The 17,713-nt window shown below is 70.0% G+C and carries 19 protein-coding genes and 1 pseudogene; 11 read left to right on the forward strand and 9 right to left on the reverse strand.

Translation table 11 applies throughout. The annotated features are described in order from the left end of the window. Window positions 1-129: 129 nt before the first annotated feature. Together ACLIBK_RS00005 and ACLIBK_RS00010 are read left to right on the forward strand one after the other, a co-directional pair. Window positions 130-641, forward strand: a pseudogene (locus tag ACLIBK_RS00005) (helix-turn-helix domain-containing protein); the annotation flags it as partial. Window positions 642-661: 20 nt separating this feature from the next. After that, complete coding sequence (locus ACLIBK_RS00010) at window positions 662-943, forward strand: RraA family protein (protein ID WP_415385152.1); 282 nt, start codon at window positions 662-664, stop codon at window positions 941-943. A gap of 348 nt (window positions 944-1,291) precedes the next feature. Here ACLIBK_RS00010 and ACLIBK_RS00015 read toward each other — a convergent pair whose 3' ends face one another. Beyond that, on the reverse strand, window positions 1,292-1,510 hold the full coding sequence (locus ACLIBK_RS00015; protein WP_415385153.1) for a hypothetical protein: 219 nt from the start codon (window positions 1,508-1,510) through the stop codon (window positions 1,292-1,294). A gap of 260 nt (window positions 1,511-1,770) precedes the next feature. On the opposite strand from ACLIBK_RS00015, the gene ACLIBK_RS00020 reads away from it, so the two are divergent. Together ACLIBK_RS00020 and ACLIBK_RS00025 are read left to right on the forward strand one after the other, a co-directional pair. Then, complete coding sequence (locus tag ACLIBK_RS00020) at window positions 1,771-1,968, forward strand: hypothetical protein (protein ID WP_415385154.1); 198 nt, start codon at window positions 1,771-1,773, stop codon at window positions 1,966-1,968. Between the two features lie 336 nt (window positions 1,969-2,304). After that, complete coding sequence (locus tag ACLIBK_RS00025) at window positions 2,305-3,363, forward strand: AI-2E family transporter (RefSeq protein ID WP_415385155.1); 1,059 nt, start codon at window positions 2,305-2,307, stop codon at window positions 3,361-3,363. Between the two features lie 17 nt (window positions 3,364-3,380). On the opposite strand, the gene ACLIBK_RS00030 is transcribed toward ACLIBK_RS00025, so the two are convergent. Further along, a complete protein-coding gene (locus ACLIBK_RS00030; protein ID WP_415385156.1) occupies window positions 3,381-4,283 on the reverse strand; it encodes a response regulator transcription factor in 903 nt (300 codons plus the stop codon). A gap of 405 nt (window positions 4,284-4,688) precedes the next feature. On the opposite strand from ACLIBK_RS00030, the gene ACLIBK_RS00035 reads away from it, so the two are divergent. Together ACLIBK_RS00035 and ACLIBK_RS00040 are read left to right on the forward strand one after the other, a co-directional pair. Then, the gene (locus tag ACLIBK_RS00035) at window positions 4,689-4,979 is read left to right on the forward strand and encodes a hypothetical protein (protein WP_415385157.1); all 291 of its coding nucleotides are present in this window, start codon (window positions 4,689-4,691) and stop codon (window positions 4,977-4,979) included. Window positions 4,980-5,096: 117 nt separating this feature from the next. Then, window positions 5,097-5,303, forward strand: coding sequence for a cold-shock protein (locus tag ACLIBK_RS00040; RefSeq protein WP_415385552.1), 207 nt, complete (start codon window positions 5,097-5,099; stop codon window positions 5,301-5,303). Between the two features lie 154 nt (window positions 5,304-5,457). On the opposite strand, the gene ACLIBK_RS00045 is transcribed toward ACLIBK_RS00040, so the two are convergent. The 3 genes from ACLIBK_RS00045 to ACLIBK_RS00055 all read right to left on the reverse strand — a co-directional run bounded on the left by ACLIBK_RS00045 (window position 5,458) and on the right by ACLIBK_RS00055 (window position 8,274). Next, window positions 5,458-7,446 (reverse strand): AI-2E family transporter, encoded by a 1,989-nt coding sequence (locus tag ACLIBK_RS00045; protein ID WP_415385158.1) that lies wholly within the window; start codon window positions 7,444-7,446, stop codon window positions 5,458-5,460. An 88-nt stretch (window positions 7,447-7,534) separates the two neighbouring features. Next, the gene (locus ACLIBK_RS00050; protein ID WP_415385159.1) at window positions 7,535-8,125 is read right to left on the reverse strand and encodes a septal ring lytic transglycosylase RlpA family protein; all 591 of its coding nucleotides are present in this window, start codon (window positions 8,123-8,125) and stop codon (window positions 7,535-7,537) included. After that, entirely contained in the window at window positions 8,122-8,274 is a 153-nt protein-coding gene (locus ACLIBK_RS00055; RefSeq protein ID WP_415385160.1) for a hypothetical protein, read from the reverse strand. The genes ACLIBK_RS00050 and ACLIBK_RS00055 overlap by 4 nt, the downstream gene beginning before the upstream one ends. Between ACLIBK_RS00055 and pcaF the strand changes: the two genes are divergently transcribed. Next, window positions 8,273-9,481 carry a 3-oxoadipyl-CoA thiolase gene (gene pcaF, locus ACLIBK_RS00060; RefSeq protein ID WP_415385161.1) on the forward strand — a complete coding sequence of 403 codons (1,209 nt, stop codon included), beginning with the start codon at window positions 8,273-8,275 and terminating at the stop codon, window positions 9,479-9,481. The genes ACLIBK_RS00055 and pcaF overlap by 2 nt on opposite strands. A 284-nt stretch (window positions 9,482-9,765) precedes the next feature. Further along, a complete protein-coding gene (locus tag ACLIBK_RS00065) occupies window positions 9,766-10,548 on the forward strand; it encodes a hypothetical protein (protein WP_415385162.1) in 783 nt (260 codons plus the stop codon). 132 nt (window positions 10,549-10,680) lie between these two features. Here the strand turns inward: ACLIBK_RS00065 and ACLIBK_RS00070 are convergent, their stop codons facing one another. Together ACLIBK_RS00070 and ACLIBK_RS00075 are read right to left on the reverse strand one after the other, a co-directional pair. Continuing rightward, complete coding sequence (locus ACLIBK_RS00070; RefSeq protein WP_415385163.1) at window positions 10,681-11,946, reverse strand: GGDEF domain-containing protein; 1,266 nt, start codon at window positions 11,944-11,946, stop codon at window positions 10,681-10,683. Between the two features lie 672 nt (window positions 11,947-12,618). Continuing rightward, the gene (locus ACLIBK_RS00075) at window positions 12,619-13,107 is read right to left on the reverse strand and encodes a hypothetical protein (protein ID WP_415385164.1); all 489 of its coding nucleotides are present in this window, start codon (window positions 13,105-13,107) and stop codon (window positions 12,619-12,621) included. A 209-nt stretch (window positions 13,108-13,316) separates the two neighbouring features. Here ACLIBK_RS00075 and ACLIBK_RS00080 point away from each other — a divergent pair, with 209 nt between their 5' ends. Then, a complete protein-coding gene (locus tag ACLIBK_RS00080) occupies window positions 13,317-13,502 on the forward strand; it encodes a hypothetical protein (RefSeq protein ID WP_415385165.1) in 186 nt (61 codons plus the stop codon). Between the two features lie 46 nt (window positions 13,503-13,548). Here ACLIBK_RS00080 and ACLIBK_RS00085 read toward each other — a convergent pair whose 3' ends face one another. Beyond that, window positions 13,549-15,213 (reverse strand): hypothetical protein, encoded by a 1,665-nt coding sequence (locus ACLIBK_RS00085; protein ID WP_415385166.1) that lies wholly within the window; start codon window positions 15,211-15,213, stop codon window positions 13,549-13,551. Here ACLIBK_RS00085 and ACLIBK_RS00090 point away from each other — a divergent pair. Both ACLIBK_RS00090 and ACLIBK_RS00095 read left to right on the forward strand, forming a co-directional pair. Continuing rightward, window positions 15,163-15,735, forward strand: coding sequence for a hypothetical protein (locus ACLIBK_RS00090; RefSeq protein WP_415385167.1), 573 nt, complete (start codon window positions 15,163-15,165; stop codon window positions 15,733-15,735). The two genes, ACLIBK_RS00085 and ACLIBK_RS00090, sit on opposite strands and share 51 nt — an antisense overlap. Further along, window positions 15,732-16,253, forward strand: coding sequence for a metallophosphoesterase family protein (locus tag ACLIBK_RS00095; RefSeq protein WP_415385168.1), 522 nt, complete (start codon window positions 15,732-15,734; stop codon window positions 16,251-16,253). The genes ACLIBK_RS00090 and ACLIBK_RS00095 overlap by 4 nt, the downstream gene beginning before the upstream one ends. 76 nt (window positions 16,254-16,329) lie before the next feature. Here the strand turns inward: ACLIBK_RS00095 and ACLIBK_RS00100 are convergent, their stop codons facing one another. Then, a complete protein-coding gene (locus ACLIBK_RS00100) occupies window positions 16,330-17,307 on the reverse strand; it encodes a hypothetical protein (RefSeq protein ID WP_415385169.1) in 978 nt (325 codons plus the stop codon). Window positions 17,308-17,713 lie beyond the last annotated feature (406 nt).

Here is a 17,713-nt window from a genome sequence, read left to right on the forward strand (position 1 = left end):
GTGCTGGAGCGCATCGCCGACCATCCCGTCAGCCGGGTCGCTGAACTCCTGCCGTGGAACCTGTCAAGCGACGCCGAAGCCGCAGCAACCTGACAGTCGGTCCCCGCGTCACCGGACGCTTACGCAGCGGTGGCGATCACACGGGTTGATTTGGACGCGGCGGGTCTGCGTCGGGCGGCAGGGCGTGAGCGGGAGGCGGCGGCCTCGCGGCGGATGCTGGCGTTGGCGCCCGTGCTGGACGGAGCCTCGCGGACGGAGGCGGCGCAGACGGCGGGGATGGACCGTCAGACGCTGCGGGACTGGGTGCACCGCTACAACGAGGAGGGCTTGGCAGGCTTGCGGGACCGGGCCGGCGAAGTTGGTCCCAAGCGCCGCCTCACGCCTGCACAGGAGGCGGAGGTGGCCGAGTGGATGCGGCAGGGGCCGGACCTGTCCCGGGATGGCGTGGTGCGCTGGCGCCGGGCAGACCTTTCGCGCGTCATCGCCGAGCGGTTCGGAGTGGTGCTGGCCGAGCGGACGGTCGGCACGGTGCTGCGCCGGTTGGGGTTCCGGCGGCTGGTGACCCGCCCGCGTCATCCCGGCCACGACGCGGCGGCCCAGATGTCTTTCAACGCGACTTCCCCGCCCTCATAGAGGCCGCGACATCGCCCATTCGCGTTCGGTGGACTATCCCGTCTGGGCCAGCGAAATCACGCCGGTCACGGGCAAGTGGCGCATCGAGACGGTGGAGATCTTCGGCATGGTGCAGATCTTCGGGGTGCGGGTGAACCCCGGCGACCTCGTGGTGGCCGACGACACGGGCGTCTGCTTCGTGCCGCGCGACCGGGCGGAGGAGGTGCTGCGCCTGGCCCAGAAGAAGTCCCGGGCCGAGGACGAGCGCTGCGCCGCCATCGACCGTGGCGAGCCGCTGCCGGCGGTGCTGCGCTCCACGCCCCTGGGTTGACCGGCGGCACGCGGCGGGCCGGAGCTGGGGACGGAAAGCAGTCCGCGGGGCGGGCCGCGGGGGCGCGATCTCGCCGGTGTGCACGCCGCGGCGCTCCATCCGCACGGATCGCCCGTGCCCCAGCTCGCTTCCCCCTTCACCGCCAGGGCGCCGTCGCGGCGCGGCGCGATGGTGCCGCGGCGATGGCGCAGGTCATGCTCCGGGTGTCCGTGCGGCGGGTCACGCCCGACGGCGTCGTCCTGAACGGAACGGCCGGGATCTGCACCGCCCATGCAAGGGATGGGTTCCCAAGATGACGGACGGTGCCGGGTTTCCGCTGCGGAAAGCCCTGCACCGACGCCCGCAGCGTCAGCGCGGGCGCTGGGCCGGGTTGGCGTCCTGCAGCAGCTGGCTTTCCTGCATCACCCGCTCATGGCCGTCGCGCAGGTTCTTGACCCGGTATTCGCGGTCCGGGGCGTCGTTCGGAAGCTGCCGCGTGATGGTGTAGGTCCCGCCGGGGATGTGGGTCTCGGACCGGCTCGGCACGAAGGACACGTTGTCGCCGACCAGGAACTTGTGGGTTTGCATATCGGAAATCCCGTGGGCAGGCCCGTGACGGGCCTGCCGCCGCGAACCGGAAGCAGGCCAGCCACGGCAGCCAGCCGCGCCCCCCAGTGTATCGCCCGGAACGACCGCCGCTGCACCCGACAATGCCGAGAGCGTTCCGCCCGGGGCCGCAGCGCAGGGCTGGGCTGCGAACCCTGGCGCCGGTCCAACACATCCCGCGAAGGTGACCGCTGGGGCGGCGCACCGGGCCGTTATGCTCCCCGGACTCAGAAAGGCACCTTATGGCAATCGAGATTACCCCGGCCGACCGCGAGATGATGGCCCGCTTCTTCGAGCTCATCCTCGTCCGATACAGAACCGGCTCGACCACCCTGGCCGAGGCCATCGCCGACCTGTCCAACACCTTTGTTGCCGGTGTGGCCTCCGACGAGAGCTTCCGCAGCTACATGCGCACGGTGATCGAGGACGCCGAGCAGTGACCGTCCAACCCTCGACCGCGGCCGGGTGAGCTGCAGTCGAGGATCCGACGGCGGCAAGGATAAGGACGGTGGCCGCCAGGGCTGGACCGCCTCGGGTAGGCGCGTGCCGATGATCGCTGCCCGCCCCGCAGCGGGATGCGGAGCGGGCAGGCGGCTCCGCCGGGTCCGGCCTCCGTTCCGCGTGCTCCCGAGGCGCAGGCCATGAACGACCTGCCGGACGCGGCCGGCGATCATGCCGCGGCACGCCCGCTCGCCCCGGAGGCCGACCGGGTTTCAGCGGACGCCGCACTGGCTCCGCTGCGGGAGGCAGAGGGGGGACTCACTGAAGGGGAAGGAATGCCGAGGCAGCGGGTCGCGCGGCTGGTGCTGGCTGGCGCCTTCGTGCTGCTCGGGGCCTGGACGCTGCACCGCTTCCTGCCCGCCCTGGCTTGGGCGGTGGTTTTCGCCATCGCCGTGTGGCCGCTTTACCGGCGCTGCGAGCGCCGCTGGCCCGCCCGTGGCCACGGTATCCTGTTGCCGGGCCTGTTCACCCTGGTGGTGGGGCTGGTGTTCCTGGTGCCGCTGGGGCTCGCGGCGGCCCAGCTCGGCCGGGAAGCGCACGCGCTGATCGATTGGGCGCGAACGGCGCAGCAGGACGGCCTGCCGGTTCCGCCCTGGGTGCCGCGCCTGCCGGTCGCCGGCCCCGCCGTGGCCAGCTGGTGGAACGACACCTTGGGCGGACCGGCCGGCATGGCGGCGCTGCTGAACCGGCTCAACCGTTCGGAGCTGCTCGCCTACGGCCGTGCCTTCGGCACCCAGCTGGCGCACCGGGCGGTGCTGTTCGGCTTCATGCTGGTGACCCTGTTCTTCCTGCTGCGTGATGGTGCCGGCTTGGCGGGGCAGTGCCGCCAGGCCAGCCTCCGCGCTTTCGGCTCTTCCGGCGAGCGCATCGGGCGGCAGATGGTGGCCTCCGTGCACGGCACGGTGAACGGGCTGGTGCTGGTGGGGCTGGGAGAGGGCGTGCTGCTGGGCATCGCCTATGCGCTGGCCGGCGTGCCGCATCCGACCCTGCTCGGTGCGGCGACGGCGGTGGCGGCGATGATCCCCTTCGGCGCGCCGCTGGTGTTCGGGCTGGCGGCGCTGTGGCTGCTGGCGGTCCAGGGTGCCCTGGCCGCGGCCGTGGCGGTGCTGCTGTTCGGAGTCGTGGTGACCTTCGTGGCGGACCATGTCGTCCGCCCGGCGCTGATCGGCGGCGTCACCCGGCTGCCCTTCCTCTGGGTGCTGCTGGGCATTCTCGGCGGCGTCGAGACCTGGGGCCTGCTGGGGCTGTTCCTGGGGCCGGCGATCATGGCCGTGCTGATCCTGCTGTGGCGCGAATGGCTGGCCGGCGGAGGGGCTGCGGGGGAGGTGGGCTGACGGTTCCGGCTCGGTTTTCAGGCCAGGATTTCGCTGCGGTCCAAATGCGTCGCCGTCTCTGCCAGCCTGTCGGCCTTGCCCTGGCTGGCGGGCCAGGATGGGGCGCCGCCTGCTTCCGGGTGCTGCGTGCCGTGACGCCGGGACGCTGCCGGGCGGCTGGAACACTCCGCCGTCACCGCGGCGACCCCGGGCCATCGGTCGCGGCCTGGGAAGGCCGGGGGGGTAGCCGCCCAGCCGTTGGCCCGGCCCATCGGGCCGCGCAGGACGTGCCCACGTCCCCAGACCGTGCCGATCAGATCGGAACAGCCGGCCTGGCTCAGCTTCTTGCGTAGGTTGCTGATGAACACGTCGATGATCCGCCCTTCCGGCTCGTCCATGCCGCCGTAGAGGTGGTTCAGGAAGGCTTCCTTGGTCAGCACCGCGCCTCGCCGGAGCATCAGCAACTCCAGGATGGCGTATTCCTTGCCGGTCAGGTGCACGGGGCGGCCGGCCACGGCGACCTCGTGCGAGCCTAGGTCCAGGCTCAGCTCGCCCACCTCCAGCGTGGGCTGGCTGAAGCCCTTGGTGCGGCGCACGATGGCCTGGATGCGGGCGATCAGCTCGGCCTGGTCGAAGGGCTTCACGATGAAGTCGTCGGCTCCCATGCCGAAGCCCTTCACCTTGGCCTGTGGCCGGCTCAGCCCCGACAGGATCAGCACGGGCGTGTCGATGCGCGAGGCGCGCAGCTTCCGCACCACCTCGTAGCCCTCCATGTCCGGCAGCATCAGGTCCAGCACCACGATGTCGTAGTCGTAGAGCTGGGCGAGGCCGCAGGCTTCTTCACCGGTATCCGCCAGGTCGGCGACCATGGACGCAGCCCGCAGGATGCAACGCAGGCCGCGGGCCATATTGGGATCATCCTCGACCACGAGTACGCGCATGCTCTCCGTAGTCCACATCTGATGCGTGCATGATCATGGGTTATTGCTAGTCGTAAAGCGTTTATTCGCCTTTAAGTTGTATTCCGGGTCGTGGTGGGGATGCTGTGCAACGGATTTTGATCGCCGTTCGGGCACCGGATCGCCAGCAGGCCCGGGCAGCGGCAGCCGCAGCGGGACTCGGGGGGACGCTGCGGGGGTGGCAAGCACCTGCCCGCGATCGATGCGGCCGCTGCGAGGGGAGCGGGGGTATTGCCGGTCCGCCTCGGCCCGGACGCGGTGGCATGTCTGCCCATCCGGAACGCCGTGCCACGTCCCGGGCCGCGAATGGCTGCCCAGCGGCGGAGATGGCAAAACAGAGGCGGAATGTGATTGCGAAAAAGGCGTTCCGCAGATAGGTCCGGACATATGAACAACTACGCGCCTCCCGCCACGCTGACGCCCTACCTGTGCCGCCAGGCCCGCACCCTGCTGGAATGGGATGAGGGCGAACTGGCCTTCATCGCCCGCCTGCAGGTTTCCGACCTCCAGGAGTTCGAGCGCGACACCCGGCTGCTGTCCAAGCCTGTGCTGGCCTTCCTGCGCACCGCCCTGGAGCGGGCCGGGGTCGAGTTCACCCCCGATGCCGGTTCGCGTGGCGTCCGGCTGGCCGCCGGCAAGTCCTGGAGCCGCATGGCCGACGACGCCGAAGGCGAATGATCTGAGCGCTGGGCCTTCTCGACCAGGGCGACAGCGTTTAAGGGTAGGCGTCCTGAGACACTGCGATGCCGACCCGTGGCGATCCTGCCCGCTCCCATCGCTCCGGAGAACGAGTTCATGGCTACTGGAACGGTGAAGTGGTTCAACGCCACCAAGGGTTACGGCTTCATCCAGCCGGAGAACGGCGGCGCCGACGTGTTCGTGCACATCTCCGCCGTGCAGCAGGCCGGCATGCAGGGCCTCAATGACGGCCAGCGCGTCAGCTTCGATCTGGAGCAGGGCCGCCAGGGGAAGACCTCTGCGGTGAACCTCAAGGCGATTTGACGCCTCGGATCTGCGCCCGGGCGCGAGCCCCTTCGCGGGGGTGATTCCCCGGCAGCGCTGATCGGCTCTGGAAAAGGCGGCCTCCTTCGGGAAGGCCGCCTTTTTCTTTTCGGTGCCCTCGTTCCCGGCCCGGTTGCCGCCGGGGGGCGACGCTTCAGGCCGCGCTGCGTTCCGGCGCTGCCGCCTGCTGCGCAGCCTTGAGGCAGGCCGACACGGCCTCCTGCAAGGAGGCGGTGTAATGGTCCGCCCCGATGGCCTGCTGCATCTGCCGGTCTTTCAGCACGCCTTCCTCCGCCGGCCAGAGTCCCACCAGCAGGGGGACGCCGGGCAGCTGCTGCTTCAGCCGGCGCAGCAGGTAGCGCAGGTGCGCGGGGCTGCCGGAAATGTCGAGGTAGGAGATGCAGACCATCGCCACCCCTTCGGGGTTGAGGCTGCGGATCTGGGCGCGCGAGCTGATCTCGTGCGGCAGCACCCGCGCGCCCAGCCCGTGCTTGCCCAGGATCTGCGCCAGCATGGCCGAGGCGGCCTCGTCCAGCGGCCCGCGCCCCGCGAGGCAGAGCACGGCCCCCGGGCTGCCCCAGTATCCCGGTCGCTGATCGGCCGGCGGCAGCGCCACGTCGGGGGGAGGGGTGCTCGGCAGCGCCTTTTCCGCCACCGAGCTTTCCTGCGCCACGCTCTTGCGCGATGGCGCGGGCGTCTCGTCCTCGCGGTCGGCCAGGTCCTCCACCAGCGAGGTCACGGTGGTCCGGATGGATTCCAGCTTGCCCTGGGGCAGAACGCCGCGCCCGGCATCGTTGGCCGCCAGCTGCAGGCCCTTGAGCGCCACCTCGTCATAGTAGGAGGACAGGGAGCGTTCCGCGAGCAGGGTCTCGGCCTGAGCCAGCGCTTCGTCCGCGTCGCCGGCCAGCATGCGCTGGTAGAAATTCTCCACCGGCGTCAGGGCTGGCCGGTCGCCCAGCAGCACGTCCAGGAACTCCAACCGCTCGACATGGCGGCCCAGCACCACCAGGCACAGGGTCAGCGGCGTCGCCAGGATCAGGCCGATGGGTCCCCAGAGCCAGGTCCAGAAGATCGCCGCCACGATCACCGCCAGGGGGGACAGGCCGGTGCTGTGGCCGTAGACCATGGGCTCCACCACCTGGCCCATCACCGGCTCGGTGATGAAGAACAGCGCGGCGGTCCAGGCCACGGTGGACCAGCCGGGGTCCACCGCCGCGGCCAGGGCAATAGGCAGCACCGCGGCCAGCACGGCGCCGACATAGGGCACGAAGCGGAACAGTGCGGCCAGGATGCCCCACAGGATCGGGCTGGGCACGCCGATAAAGGCGAGGCCCACGGCGATCACCACGCCGAACAGGGCGTTCAGCGCCAGCTGCGCCAGGAAGTAGCGGCTCAGCCGTGACCCGGCATCGTCCAGCGCGGCGGTGGTGCGGTGCAGGTCGTCCGAGCCGAAGAGCCGGATCAGCCGGTCGCGCAGGTCCTCCCGCTGCAGCAGCATGAACACCGCCACGATGAAGACGATGAAGGTGGTTTCCAGCGGTCCCAGCACGGGCGACAGCAGCCGCTGCGCCAGTTCCAGGGGAGAGGCGTCGCCCTGACGGATTTCCACCGGAACCGGGCGCTGTTCCCCCGTGGTGCCGCCCTCGCCCAGCGTGCCCGGTGCCGCGCCGCCGGGGGCGGCGGGGCGGTCCGCCGCGGCGGGTGCGTCCGGCTGCAGCCGGCTGGCGGGGCCGCTGAACCGGCTGAGAACCTCGTCCATCCGCGACAGCACCGTGCCGCGAACGGTGTCCACCTTCTGCTGGATGGTGACCTGGTAGCGCGGCACGTCGCGGGCCAGCCCGGCGATCTGCACGCCGATCACGCTGCCCAAGGTCAGGATCACGCCCAGCGCCAGCACCACGGCCAGCAGCACGGAGGGCGCCCGCCACAGGCCGATCCGCCGGAGCAGCCCGACCACGGGCGACACCACGAAGCTCAGCAGCACCGCCAGGGTGACGGGGATCAGCACGTCGCGCGCGAAGTACAGTGCTGCCACCACCACCACGCTCACCACCACCGTCAGCAGGTGGGCGAGGTCCGGGCTGCCGGGCGGCTGCACCTCGGGCGGGGGGCGGGGGGCCAGGCTGGCGGGGGGAATGGGCATGGGTCGCTGCGGTCCGGCGCTGAAAGGCCGGCCCGTGGCGGGACGTCCTGCGGTTGCAACAAGGCTGGGCGCCGAATGTTTCGCGCCGTTACGTCGCCGGTCGGCGGTGCTCCCAGCGCGTCGGCACGCCCACCGCGGGGGCCGCCCGGCGCCCTGGCGCGGCGGTGCCCTGGCCGAGCCGCCGGGTGCCGTCCGCCTGCGGCACCGCCAATGGCGCCACCGCCACCGGCACCACCCCGCCCCTGCCGATGCCCAGGAACTGCGCCACCTTGGGACTGACATGCAGCAGCCGCTCGCTGCCATCGGCGCTGCGGTCGCGCACTCGCACCATGGCGACGCGGCCGTTGCGCAGGTTGGTGACGCGGGCCGTGGTGCCCAGCGGCAGGGAATTGCTCGCCGCCGTGTCGGAGGCCGTTTCGAACACCCCGCCATCGGCCATGCGCCGGCCGTTCAGGCGGGGCGCAATCACCGCCGCCGCGCCGCGCCGTTCCCGCCCGGAACGGTCGGGTGCGGTTTGCCCGGCCGTGGCCCGAGCGTCGCCATTCGCCGCGGCGGGTGCCGCCGTGCCACGTGAGGCCGCGTCCTGGGCCACGGCCCCGGTCGCCCCGGCGGCGCAGAGGACGGCGCCGAGCAGCAGGGAGGGCCAGGGGCGCGGGGTCTTCGCTTCGCTTGTGTTCATCCGGCAATGACGTGCGGCGACGCCGAGGGTTGTGCCCCGGCCTGCGGAAAGCCGCGCCGGCACAGCCGCCGCGTCCGGCCCTTGCCCTGTTGCCGGAAACCGGCTTCCTGCCGCCTGACGGGCAGGATCGAGAGGGAGAGCAGCACCATGCCGGAAGCCTTTATCTGCGACGCGGCGCGTACGGCCATCGGCCGCTATGCCGGCGGCCTCGCCACGGTGCGGCCGGACGACCTGCTGGCGGTGCCGCTCAAGGCGCTGATGGCCCGGCAGGGCGGCGTGGACTGGGCCGCGGTGGACGACGTGATCATGGGCTGCGCCAACCAGGCCGGCGAGGACAACCGCAACGTCGCCCGCATGTCGCTGCTGCTGGCGGGGCTGCCGCAGGAAGTGCCGGGCTCCACGGTGAACCGGCTTTGCGGGTCTGGCATGGACGCGGTCGGCATCGCCGCGCGCGCCATCAAGGCGGGCGAGGCCGCGCTGATGCTGGCCGGCGGCGTCGAGAGCATGACCCGCGCGCCCTTCGTACAGGGCAAGAGCGCCGAAGCCTTCGGCCGCGCCGCCGAGATCTACGACACCACCATCGGCTGGCGCTTCGTGAACCCGGCGATGCGCAAGGCCTACGGCACGGACGCCATGCCGGAAACCGGCGAGAACGTTGCCCAGGATTTCGGCGTCAGCCGCGAGGACCAGGACGCCTTCGCCCTGCGCTCGCAGCAGCGCTGTGCCCGTGCGACCGAAGCGGGCCGCTTCGCCTCCGAGATCGTCCCCGTCACCATCCCGCGCCGCAAGGGCGACCCGGTGGTGGTGGACCGCGACGAGCATCCCCGCCCCGAAACCACCGCGGCGATCCTGGCCAAGCTGCCCACCCCCTTCCGCAAGGAAGGCGGCACGGTGACCGCGGGCAATGCTTCGGGCGTGAATGACGGCGCCTGCGCCATGCTGGTGGCCAGCGAGGAGGCCGCCCGCAAGCACGGCCTGACCCCCCGCGCCCGGGTGATCGCCGCGGCCACCGCCGGCGTGCCGCCGCGCGTCATGGGCATCGGCCCGGCCCCGGCCACTCGCAAGGTGTTGGAGAAGGCGGGGCTGACGCTGTCCGAGATCGACGTGATCGAGCTGAACGAGGCCTTCGCGTCCCAGGCACTGGCGGTGCTGCGCGACCTCGGCCTGCCCGATGATGCCGAGCACGTGAACCCCAATGGTGGCGCCATCGCGCTGGGCCACCCGCTGGGCATGAGCGGCGCCCGGCTGGTGCAAACGGCGGTGGAGGAACTGCACCGCCGTGGTGCCCGGCGTGCGCTGGTGACCATGTGCATCGGCGTCGGCCAGGGCATCGCCATGGTGCTGGAACGGGTCTGACGCATCGCGGCGCGCATTCCCCCGGCTCGCGGGCCGGGGGAATGCGGAGCGACACGAGATCTTTACGGCCCTTCCCAATACTGCCGCGCCCCGATGCGGTGAAAACCGCGACGCGTTAACCTTTCGGTAGGATCTGGGGGTGCATCACGGGGCCACGCGCTGTTCCGCATGGGCCAAATGCCTGTCCGGCACGGTGCGGGCCCGATGTCGGGGCGGCTTCTGCCCTCTGGCGGAGTGCAGCGAGGTGGCAGCCCAGGGCGCCGCAGGATGCGAGGAAAAATTCCATGCCGAATCACCGCCGCGGGTGGCAGCCCCTGTTTCTCGACGATGCGGCGCTGTTCGACCGTATCCTGGCGCGGCCCTTCCTGGACGACCGGCTGCGGGCTTGGCCCGGCTTTTCCGACATGCTGATCGGCGAGTCGGTGCGCCATGCCCGGCACGGCGATGCGGCCGCCCTGATCTCGCTGCGCGACCTGTACGGCTTCGGGCTGGGCAACGGGCTGGTGGCGGAGGAGCGTCGGCGGGCCGTGCGGGCGCTGCGGCGCTACGGGCAGCTGCATGGCCGCCTGCCGGCCTCCGTTTGGCTGCCCTTCCTGACCGTCGATCCCGATCGGCAGGTCGCGGCGGAAGCGGCGGAAGCCTGGCTGGACGCCGGGGGCGAGGCGGCACACCGGCTCCGCACGCTGCTGGAGGAGAAAACCTGCGCCAACCGTGGCGGGGTTTTCGCGACTCTGCTGCGGTACGGCTATGTCGGGCTGCTGCACCCGCTGCGCGACGCGCTGGAAGCGGGCGAGGTGGCGGATGCCATGCTGGGCTGCGAGGGCAAGCTGCCCGGCAATGCCCGGGCCTTCCTGGCCGAATGGCTCGACGCGCTGCAGGCCTCGGAGAATGCGGCGCTGGTGGACCTTATCGCCCAGGCGCTGCGCCGCGAGGCGTTGCCGGCCGACCCCCGCCAGGTCGCGCAGCTGTTCCTGCCCGTCACGGTGGAACGTCCCATCCTGCGGCCGGCCGGCCTCGGCCAGGAGGGGCGCAGGAGCGGGGAGGCAGCGTACAAGCTGCGGCTGTGACGCCCGGGCCGAGGTGCCGGGAACCGGGTCAGGCCTGCTCCGAACCTGCCCTGTCGGCCCCGAACCGAGGCGCGCAGCCTGGGCGGGCCTGATCCGGCGTCTTCGGCGTGCCTGGCCTGGGCCGATCCGATGTCAGGGCGGTGCGCCGGCGGCGGGTTCCTTGGGCTCCGGCTCCTCGGCGCCCTCGGTCGCGCCGGGCCTGGGCTGGAAGATCAGGTCCCGCCAGCGGCGGCGTCCGCCGGCCATCAGGATCGGGCTGCCGGCGCAAAGACCGGGGTTGGCGCTGTCATCGGCCAGCAGCACGCCGTTGCCGCCCGCGCGCTTGGCCCGGTACAGCGCGGCGTCGGCGAAGAGCAGGGCCGTCCGGATGTCCCAAGGCGCGTCCAGGCTGGCGTAGAGCCCGGCGCTGGCGGTGACCCTGGGGCCGCTGTTGCCGGCGTAGCGGCTGGCGAAGGCCTTGCACACCGCGCCGGCCAGGTCCCTGGCGTGCTGCGGGCTGCGCACCGGCACCAGGGCCGCGAACTCCGTACCGCCCAGGCGACCCTCGAAGCTGGCGGAGGGCAGCATCTCGCTGAGCGTGTTGGCGAACTGAACCAGGGCCGCGTCGCCGGCCGCCGCGCCGTGGTTCTCCATCAACCGCGGGAAATCGTCGAGGTCGAAGATCATCAGCGCCGGCGGCGTGCTCCGCAACCGTGTGGCGTGGTCCAGGAAGGCAGTGCGGTTCGGCAGGCCGGTGAGGATGTCCACCCCGGCCCCGCGCCGAACCCGCTGTTCCCGCGCTTCCCACACCAGGTTGGTCACCGCGAACAGCATGGCGAGGCCGTAGAGCACCCCTTCCAGCGGCAACAGCAGCAGCCAGTCCTGCCGCGTCGCGGCCCAGGGGGCCGGGAGCGTGCCGGCCAGGGCGGCACGGAGCAGCATGTAGGCGCCGTGGGCCAACAGGACGGCCGACAACAACCGGCGGCTGCGCAGCGCGTCCCGGTTGCCGGTGCGGCCGAACTGCCAGGCCGTGGCCAGGGCGTATCCGGCCAGCAGCAGCGAGATCAGCGCCACCCGCGTGCCGGCCCCGCTGGCCAGCGCCCCCGCCTGTCCGATCGCCAGCCATACCAGGGCAGGACCACCGATGGCCCAGGCCGGCGTGCCTCGCTGGTCCAGGGCGCGAACCGCCGCCAGTCCCGTGCCGGCCGCCAGCAGCAGGAAAGCATTGCCCAGCCCGGCGGCCCGATTGGGCAGTAGGTCGAGCAGCGTGCCGCCGATCAGCAGGAACAGCGTTTGCGCGGTCAGCCAGCCCAGCGCCTTCTCGGCCCGGTGCTGCCGCCAGAAGGCGAGGCAGAGCAAGCAGAGCAGCAGCAGGACGGCACCGGACACCAGGAGCAGAGTAGAACCGTCCAGCTTCATCGGAGTCCTGCTTCTTCGCTGAGCCAAGGGACCGGAAGCCAAACGTCCGGTGGTTGCGGTCGGCGCGCCTCACCCGCTGCGCCGACGAACCATAAACCGGTCGCACCAGCATTCCAGGCCCTTTTCGGGCAGCTTACCCGCTCAACGAACCATGACCGGCGCGAGAACACGGGGAAGGAAGCAGGGGAGGCGGGCTGGCAGGTCCGCTGACACTCTGTGCCGCGACCGATGAACATCCCGGAAAGGGTGGTAGCCGGTTGCCATCCGGAAGTCGGTGGCTGGGGAACCTGGACCTGCACCCCGCTGTTAGACCGTCCAAAGTTTTCAGAAGCTTAGTTCGGCGCCCGATTGGAATTGTGGGAGGAAGGTGGTCGAGTCCGCTGGCAGGGTCAAGGCTGCGGCCCGGCCCTGCTGCGGGGTAGTCGATAGTCCGGTGTCAGCTAGAGACCTTGGGCCGGGACGGCGGTCTGAAGAGTTCCCCCGCGAACCAAGCCAATAATGAATTTAGCTAGGACAGACGCCGCCAGGAGGGGATCGTCTCCCGTCACGTCCGGCCCCACCATCCAGCGGCCGTAAACTGCTCCTGCGTCCTCAGCGAGTTCGATGGACCAGTACCCAGGTTAAGGCCAAGCATTGATCCGTAGGGACTGGTCCTTGTGGGTGAACGGCCAGCTATGAACTTCTTTCCCCAAGACGGTTTCCTTCAAGGAATCGAACAGTGGGAGATAGACTGGCGGCCGTGGAGATCAATGCTGACGGCCCAGGGACAGGTGCCTCCCCTGCCATGATCGCTGCTTCCTGCCCCTGGGCGCGCCCCCGCACCAGGCAGAGATTGTCCCGCCGCAGGTTCATCCGGTCGCCATCGCGGTAGCGCACCATGAACCCCGGAGGTGGCTCCATGATGAGCCGGGCGACGATCACGAGACCGCCCGGGACGTGGCCACAGCCACACCGAACGTAGCCGTGCCCGCCCCTCCGGTTCTCATTGAGCGTCCATTGTGAGGTGATGGCGCTCCCGCCGAGGCGGTCGAAGTCCTCCGCCAGCAGCTTCGCTTTGCTGCCTGTGTTCGCCAGCGGCACCCGCACGATAGCCGCGCCGTCCGCATCGGTGGCGCGCACGGGGGTACGGGGGGAACGCTTGCTGAAGGTGTGCCGGTCCATGTGGTTGTCCTCGTGGTGCGCGCAAACGCGACCGCCCGCGGCGCGGGTGAGGTAGCGAGCGCAGGTAAAGGGGGGAGGAAAGGGCGGCTCAGAGAGCCGGCAGTTTGGAGAACATCTCAGCAACTCTCGTTGTTGAAGAACGTTCTCGGACTGGATGCCAAGGGGCTTCCACTTTTCGGATCAAGGCGTTTTCCTGAAGGGATTGGGCCATGACCAACAAGCGTGAGTTGATCGATACCGGCACGGACAAGCGGTACGTCCGCCGGAATGACCAGGGACAGTTCAAAGAGTCGGACGACGTAGGCCGCTCGCTGTCCAAGGACGTGCAGCAGCACGCGAAGACCGTTGTTCCTTCCGGCCAGGGCGACAAGGGCGACCAAAAGCGGAAGAAGTAAGTTAGAGGGGGGCCGCCTGCTTTGCGCGGGTGGCCCTCCCTGTCGATTAGTCCCGCCCGGCGATGATGCCGGGGATCAACTGCTGACGGCGCTGGATGCGCGTCCGCTGCACCAGGTCGCCCCACTCGGGGTTCTCCTGGCGCAACAGTTCCTCGCCCATTGCACGGTAAGCCCGCACCACGGCGCGGAGCATGTTACGCCGGCTACCCGGTGCCCCGTCGCGGCCGTCGTCGGTGCCCTGTTCGCGGTACGGTTGGGACTGCACCAGTTCGTTTAACATCTCCTGCATGGTCTTGCCGTTGAACTCGGCCCCCTGCGTCGTCAGCAGGATCAGCCGGTCGCGCATCTGGGCGGGCATCGGGAGACCATCGGAGTTCCGCCAGGGCACCAGTTGGGCCATGTCGTAGCCCAGCCGGCGGAGTTCCTTCAGGAAGGGCTCCTGGCTCTCGTTGCGGTACTGGAGGGGCGAGATGGAGCCCAGCAGGCCCCCCATCAGTTCGTGCCCCCAGCCCACCGGAACCTGCACGGGGTTCCCCATGAGGTCGCGGACGGGCGGCAGGGTGGCGGACATGCCGGGCGTCTGGGCCTTCACCTGGTTCACGGCGCGCTGAAGCATCGACCACTCGCTGTCGCCCTCCGGCCGCGTTTCCCGCTGCACGGGATCGACGGCGCGCGCGATGCCACGCTGGAGCCCCGAGAAGGGCACCAGGGAGGCCGCGGTGTTGGCGAACTGCCGGCCGATACGCTCCCCCGGGTTGGTCGAGGAAGACAGCGGATCGGACACGAGGGAGAAGAGGTCGGAGATGCCCTTCAGGTAGGTCTTGTTGAAGAGGTTCTGCGCTACGGCCACGACATAGCCCATCGTCAGCCCCTCCACGGTTCGCGCGTCGCGGTGGTCCCACAACTGCGCGATATCCGCCGCCACCCCGAGGTGCATGGCGATGGGATCGAAGCGCGAGAACGGCACGAAGCTGGCGCGGCCCTGGGCGTCCACGACACGGACGCTGTACGGCATTGCCCCGGTGGCCCGCTCCGCCGTGCCCTGCTGTCCCCCCGGGATGTTTCCCGTCACGCTGCCGGTGCTCGTGAGGTAGTAGGCAGCGCCCCAGAGCACGGCGCCCAGGCTCATTCTCCCCGCGGCCATGCGCTGCGCCATCTCGCCATTCAGCCCCCGCACGTCGCGGTAGAAGCTGCCCGAAGCGAGAGGGGCGGCGATGGAATGGTCCGCAAACCACTTGATGATGTTGGTCGGCGTGGTGATGAACGGCAGGAAGGCGCGCAGCGGCGGGTAGGCCGTCACCATGTCGCCCACACGGGAGCCCAGGCGGTCCAGCACGCGGCCGTTGCGGTCGAGCTTCTGGCTGAAGGTGCTCTCGCGGGCCACCTGGAGCGCCAGCTTGTGCGCGTCCTCGCCGGGGCTGGTGACGCTGCGCTCGATGAACTCCGCGAAGTCCCGGTCGGACTTCAGGGTGCCATTGCGGAGGGCTTCCAGGCCCTCCTCGGTGGCCATGCGGCGCAGCTCCATGCGGTACGCGAGGCCCCGCACGATCTCGTCGGCGCCCATCATCAGCCGCGTGGGCATCCGAATGGCCTTGCCGAAGGTGTCGATCACGGCCGCGCCGGCACGGTTGCTGACGTTGAAGTTCGCCGCGGTGATGGCGTGGGGGGTGCCCTCGTTCACCGCGCGGCCGGTGCCGGCGGCGTCGAGCACCGGGGCGTCGTTCCAGAAGGCGCGTATGCCGTTCAGCAGCTCGGGCCTGGTGCCGCGCTCGGCGTAGAGGTCGCCCAGGGCGGAGCGCCGCTTCTGGTTGCCCTACTCGCCGGGCGGGCCGCGGAGGAAGTCGTCCTCGGTGACGCCGGTGCCGGGTGCGGCGGGCCTGCCGGGAGCGACCTTGCGCGCGCCACGCTGCTCGCGGCCAGCGCGGAGCTGGCGTGGGGTCTGGGCGAACTGGTGACGTGGCGCGGCGATCCGGATGCGGAATCCCTGCCGCTGCTGCTGACGGCGAATCCCGTCGCCGCAGCGCGCGTCGAGGCCCGCCTGCAGGCCGCTCTGGCCGCTGCCCGGGGTATGCTGCGGCAGGCGCGGCCGGAGCTGGACGCGGTGGCGGAGGCGCTCGTCCACCGAGAGACGCTGAGCGGCGACGAGGTCGAGGCGATCGTCGCGGCGGTCCGGCAGCCGGTGCGGGCGCTGCCCGTGCCCGAGGCGGCCGTCGTAGTGGGAGGCGTGCGATGAGCAAGGCCTGGTTCACCGCCGACACGCACTTCGGGCACGAGGCCATCATCCGGCACTGCTCGCGCCCGTTCGCGGGCGCTGCGGAGATGGACGAGGCGCTCATCGTGAACTGGAACGCCGTGGTGCGCCCGGCCGACGACGTGTGGCACCTTGGGGATTTCGGTCCCCGGGGAAGGACGGCAGTCGAAGCACTGCTCGCCTGCCTGCATGGTCGCAAGCACCTGATCCACGGCAACCATGATTCCGCCCAGGCCCGCGCCGCGTCGGGGTGGGCTTCGAGCCAGCCGTTCGCGGAGGTCACCGTCGAGGGCGAGCGCATCGTGCTGCTGCACTACGCGATGAGGGTCTGGCCGCGTAGCCATCACGGGTCGCTGCACCTGTACGGGCACAGTCACGGCCAGCTCCCGGGCGACCGGCAGTCGTGCGACGTCGGGGTCGATCCTTGGGACTACCGCCCCGTGTCGATGGCGGAGATCCGGGAACGGCTGGCAACGCTACCGGAGAGGCTGGCTGCCTAGTCACCCAAATCATGGGTGACCGCCGGGAGGAGACCCCGGCCCCACAAGTCCCACAACGCCGGTCGGCAAGGTGGGCCTACTCGTTCGGCAGCAGCACGCCGAGCGAAACAAGCTGGTCGTCACCAAAGACGCGCCGCGCAAGGGCACGTGCGTTAAACCGGAATGCTATCACCTCAGTTTCGGGGTTGGCAGACTCGCGCCTCTTCACCTCCACCATCAGCGCGTTCACCACGTCTTGGAGCGCCCCGTTCTCAACCACCAGCCGGACCGGGTCCGTGGCACCAGTCTCGATATGCAGCAACCTGGGAATCTCCGTCTCATGGTTCAGAAGGCTGCCAGAGGCTATTGCGAGAGCTACGACTGTCGTGGCTCGCCGACGTGTTGCGCCCGGGCTGCTTGAGCTTCCACTGCGCGTCTCTGGCGGGCGGGTGGACCTCAGTTCGGACGCGAAGCTTGTATGCCCGTCCATCGGCTTCAGGATGTTCGAGCGCAGCTTCGGCGAGATTTCGGATACGAACCGCCATGCGGCGAAGCGTTCTGGATCGGGCGAGGGGCCCCAGAGACTCAAGGAGCGGGCAAGCCGAGCCTCCGGGGAAGGGTCCACAGTTCCCTCGCCGCCTGCCGTCTGATTGGTTAGCGGTCCGCGATGCGCCTTGCCCTCGGTGTAGTACCGACCAATGCGGGCGATGAGATCCATCTCCATCGCAATGGCTTCGTCATGATTTGGGAAGATCCCCGGCAGAGCGTATCGGATTTCGTGACCCGCTTTGAGAGACACGCCAATCGCGTTGAACTTGTGACTTCTGATGCGTGGGGCCCGGCCGGAGTGTTCGGCCACGTGGTCGAAGGCACGCCATTGCCGACCCTTGCCTACGTATAGCGGGACTCCATGATGGTCGATGAGAACGTAGGTGTAGTGGCAGCCAGGCGCCGCTCGAAGGCGGACACGGGCCTCCTCCTCGGTCATAGGTACCAAATGGGCCCAAGATTCCGGGTCGCCGAGCCTGCGGCGCTTGGAACCAAGGTTGGACCAGCTACTCAGGTCGTAATTCATGGGCAAGCCCTCCAGCCCTGGGCTACTCACTCCCGCACCGCGCAGGGATGAAGCCCTAACTACAGGGAAGGGTTGGGAGCTGTTCCGCAGCATAGGGTCATCTCCGCCCGGCGCTGTGAGCCTGACCTCTGAGATGCCTGCTTGGTATGTTCGCTGGAGGGAACGCGCGCTTCACAACGGAAACGTTCCGGCGACGACTAGACCCGTCGAACAGGAACAGCGTTCGTCACCTTTATAGCAGACTGTTTCGGAATTATCAAACCGGACGGAGAATTACTGCTACCTGCGCGACCCACCCGCTCTTGGTTGCGCCCTTGCTCCAGTTCGAAGGCGCTCGTGAGCCCAGTCGCTTGCCATTGTGGGACGCATCCTCGGAGCAGAGGCGGACATCTTGTTCGCCGCGCAC

This window comes from Roseomonas sp. BN140053 (assembly GCF_047690175.1).
GTDB lineage: Bacteria > Pseudomonadota > Alphaproteobacteria > Acetobacterales > Acetobacteraceae > Roseomonas.